We start from the raw sequence: 4,099 nt of genomic DNA on the forward strand, positions 1-4,099 counted from the left end.
GCTAACCTGCTTGATGTGGCGTCAATAACTTTGCCTACGGGGGTGCCATCCTGCGGCGTCATGTTCAACGGCCAGAACGGAGGCGAGGCGGCATTGTTGCGGCTTTGTGCGGCGGCGGAACGGGCGCTGGCCTAAAAGCCACAAATTTCACCCCTTTCGCGCCTTGTTCTGGACAGAAGGCACCCTGCCGCGTTAGTTTCATGAAAAGCGGGGCGTGAATGATCCCGTTAATTGAGGCAGTTATGGATTTTCCCGAGCGGTTTTCGAACCTCCCGGTTGCGACGTGGCCGCGATTGCGTGCGTTACTTGACGTGCCTTCGCAAGCGACGGACGTAATCAACATGACGATTGGCGAACCGCGCCATGCGTTTCCCGCTTTCGTGGGGGGTGTCCTTGAGAACAATCTGCAAGGCTTTGCAAAATATCCTGATAACAATGGTTTGCCAGACTTGCTGGGTGCGATTGGCGGTTTTCTGAACCGTCGTTACGGGCTGGATGTGCCGCATGACCGGATCCTGACGCTGAATGGCACGCGCGAGGGGTTGTATAACGCGGCCATGGCGCTGTGCCCTGAATACAAAGGCGGCAAGCAGCCGGTGATCCTGACGCCGAACCCGTTTTATCAGGTCTATGCGGTCGCCGCCCTGTCGGTAGGGGCCGCGCCTGTCTATGTGCCTGCGACCGCCGACACCGGGCATCTGCCGGACTTTCACAGTTTACCCGCTGATGTTCTGGACCGCACGGCCATCGCCTATATCTGTTCGCCGGCCAACCCGCAGGGGGCGGTTGCGGATGCAGAATACTGGCGTGCGCTGATCACGCTGGCGGAAAAGCACGATTTCATCATTTTCGCAGATGAATGTTATTCCGAGATTTACCGCGACACGCCCCCGCCCGGCGCCTTGCAGATCGCGCAGCAAATGGGCGCGCACCCTGAGCGGGTCGTGATCTTTCATTCGCTGTCGAAACGGTCGAACCTGCCGGGGTTGCGGTCGGGGTTTTGCGCCGGTGGGCCGGAAAGTATTGCCCGCATTCGCCAGTTGCGTGCCTATGCCGGTGCGCCGCTGCCCGAACCCTTGCAAATGGTCGCGGCGGCTGTCTGGAAAGACGAGGCGCACGTGGTGGAAAACCGTGCATTGTATCACCGCAAATATCAGGTTGCCGATGACATTCTGGGTGGCGTGCCCGGGTATCAGTCGCCGCAAGCGGGGTTTTTCCTGTGGTTGCCGGTGGATGACGGTGAACCGGCAGCGGTGAGACTGTGGCAGGAAACCGGCGTGCGGGTTCTACCCGGCGCATACCTGAGCCGCGACGTGGCGGGTGAAAACCCCGGCAAGGGATATATTCGGGTCGCCATGGTGGCCCCGACACAAGAAGTGCAGCGCGGTCTGACCCTGATCCGCGACTGCTTGTATGGTTGAGGAAGAGCAAGATGGCATCGTATCAGACCCGACGGCGCGACCCGCTTTTGGATAGCACCACCCAAGCCGCGATTGAAAAACGCAGCAAGGAATTGTTTGGTCTGGCGCTGGTTGGGCTTGGCCTGCTTGTGGCCGCACTGGTCGGCAGCTATTCGCCAGACGACCCCAGTTGGATTTCTGCGACCGATGCGCCGGTGCAGAACTGGCTGGGGCATTTCGGGGCAACGGTTGCGGCGCCGCTGATGATGATCGTGGGCCTTGGCATTTGGGTGCTGCCTTTGGTGCTGATCGCTTGGGGTGCGCGGTTCATGACGCACAACGGGGCGGAACGCGCGTTGGGCCGGATCATCTTTGCCCCGATCGCCGTTGCCGTGGCGTCCGTATATGCCGCGACGTTGACGCCGGGTGCGGACTGGCCTGCGAATTTCGGACTGGGCGGGCTGTTCGGGGATACCGTTCTGGGGGTGATCCTGACGATTGTTCCGCTGGGTACGATTGTCGGGGTCAAACTGTTTTCGCTGGTGGCGGCGATTGTATTGTTGGCGCTGATGGCGTTCGTTCTGGGCTTTACGCGGCCTGAATTACGTCTCTTCGCGCGGTTCCTGCTGCTTGGCACCGTGATGCTTTATGCGATGGTGTTGCGGCTGGTCGGGCGGGGTGCTGCGATGTCTGCGCAAGCGGCGCAAGGTTTGTCGGCCACGGTGCAGGCCCGGCGGGCGCAGGGTGCCGCAGCGCGTGCGACGCAGGAACCCCAGATTGATTTCAAGGCCCGTGCCGCCGCCGTTGTCCGGTCGCAGGCCCCGGCAGATACCCAGGGCCGCCGGATGCCCCCCGCGCCCGGATCAGCCTCTCTCAGCGCGCCGGTGCGCCAGCCAGAGCAACGCGCCGGTGGCTTGTTGTCAGGCTTGCTCAAGCGGGGGGAACGGATGCCCACACCAGAGCTTGTCACGCAGTCGCCCCCTGATCACGCCTTGCAACCGGGCGATACAGACCGGGTCAGCGCGCGCATTGCCGATGCGATCAAGAACCGCAAGATGCCGCCGGCCCCTGATGGGATACGTATCGAGCCATCGTTGACCGCCGGGCGCGGACCCAAGCCGCTGGTATTCGAGCCGGTCGATGATGTGGTCAGCGATCTTGACACAGTGCTGGAAGATGACGCGCCGACGACACGTCCGGTGGCCCCCTCCGTCGCTGTGCCGGAAACACGCAGCGTGGTGCAGCACCCGCCCAAACGTGCGCCCCAACCATCGCGCCAGGCACAGGCCGAAGCACAGCCCGCACTGGTATTTGATGACAAATATGCCGCCTATGAACACCCACCGCTCAGCTTGCTGACCAACCCGGTTGAGATACAGCGCCATCACCTGAGTGATGAATCGCTGGAGCAGAACGCCCGTATGCTGGAAAGCGTGCTGGATGATTACGGTGTCAAAGGTGAAATCGTCAGCGTGCGCCCCGGCCCTGTCGTGACGATGTATGAACTTGAACCGGCCCCCGGCCTGAAGGCGTCGCGCGTGATCGGACTTGCCGATGATATCGCTCGGTCGATGTCAGCACTGTCGGCTCGTGTATCAACGGTGCCGGGCCGGTCCGTGATCGGGATTGAACTGCCGAACGAGAACCGTGAAAAGGTGGTGCTGCGCGAAATCCTGTCGCACCGGGATTTCGGCGATGGCAATCAGAAACTGCCGCTCGCGTTGGGCAAGGATATCGGTGGGGAACCGATTATCGCGAACCTTGCAAAAATGCCTCACCTGCTGATCGCGGGGACCACGGGGTCGGGGAAATCCGTGGCGATCAACACCATGATCCTGTCTCTGCTGTACAAGCTGACACCCGAGGAATGCCGGATGATCATGATCGACCCCAAGATGCTTGAATTGTCTGTCTATGACGGCATCCCGCACCTGCTGTCCCCTGTCGTCACCGACCCGAAAAAGGCGGTTGTCGCGCTCAAATGGGTCGTGGGCGAGATGGAAGAACGCTATCGCAAGATGTCCAAGATGGGGGTGCGCAACATCGACGGCTTTAACGGCCGGGTCAAGGACGCCCTGGACAAGGGCGAGATGTTCAGCCGCACCGTGCAAACAGGTTTTGACGATGAAACCGGCGATCCGATCTTTGAGACCGAAGAATTCCAGCCTGAATTGCTGCCCTATATCGTCGTGATCGTCGACGAGATGGCCGACCTGATGATGGTCGCAGGCAAAGAGATCGAGGCCTGCATCCAGCGCCTTGCGCAGATGGCGCGTGCTTCGGGCATTCACCTGATCATGGCGACACAGCGCCCATCGGTCGATGTGATCACCGGCACGATCAAGGCGAACTTTCCGACCCGCATTTCGTTTCAGGTGACATCGAAGATCGATAGCCGCACCATTCTGGGTGAAATGGGGGCAGAGCAGCTTTTGGGCATGGGTGACATGCTTTACATGGCCGGTGGCTCCAAGATCATGCGGGTGCATGGTCCCTTTGTCAGCGACGAAGAGGTCGAGGAAATCGTCAACCACCTCAAAGGCTTCGGCCCGCCAGAATATATGTCGGGCGTCGTCGAAGGACCGTCTGACGATGCCGAAAGCAGCATTGACCTGGTGCTGGGGCTGGACAACGGATCGGACGCTGAAAACGCGCTTTATGACACGGCTGTCGCCATCGTCATCAAGGACCGCAAATGT

The 4,099-nt window shown here is 60.6% G+C and carries 2 protein-coding genes; both read left to right on the forward strand.

Annotated features, from left to right (window positions below; translation table 11 throughout):
- Nucleotides 1-242: 242 nt before the first annotated feature.
- Nucleotides 243-1,421 carry an aminotransferase class I/II-fold pyridoxal phosphate-dependent enzyme gene (locus ACTG4B_RS15270; RefSeq protein ID WP_439156560.1) on the forward strand — a complete coding sequence of 393 codons (1,179 nt, stop codon included), beginning with the start codon at nt 243-245 and terminating at the stop codon, nt 1,419-1,421.
- Between the two features lie 11 nt (nt 1,422-1,432).
- On the forward strand, nt 1,433-4,099 hold a 2,667-nt coding region (locus ACTG4B_RS15275), incomplete at its 3' end, for a DNA translocase FtsK 4TM domain-containing protein (RefSeq protein WP_439156559.1).

The sequence above is a fragment of the Yoonia sp. genome, from assembly GCF_965660735.1.
Taxonomy (GTDB): domain Bacteria; phylum Pseudomonadota; class Alphaproteobacteria; order Rhodobacterales; family Rhodobacteraceae; genus Yoonia.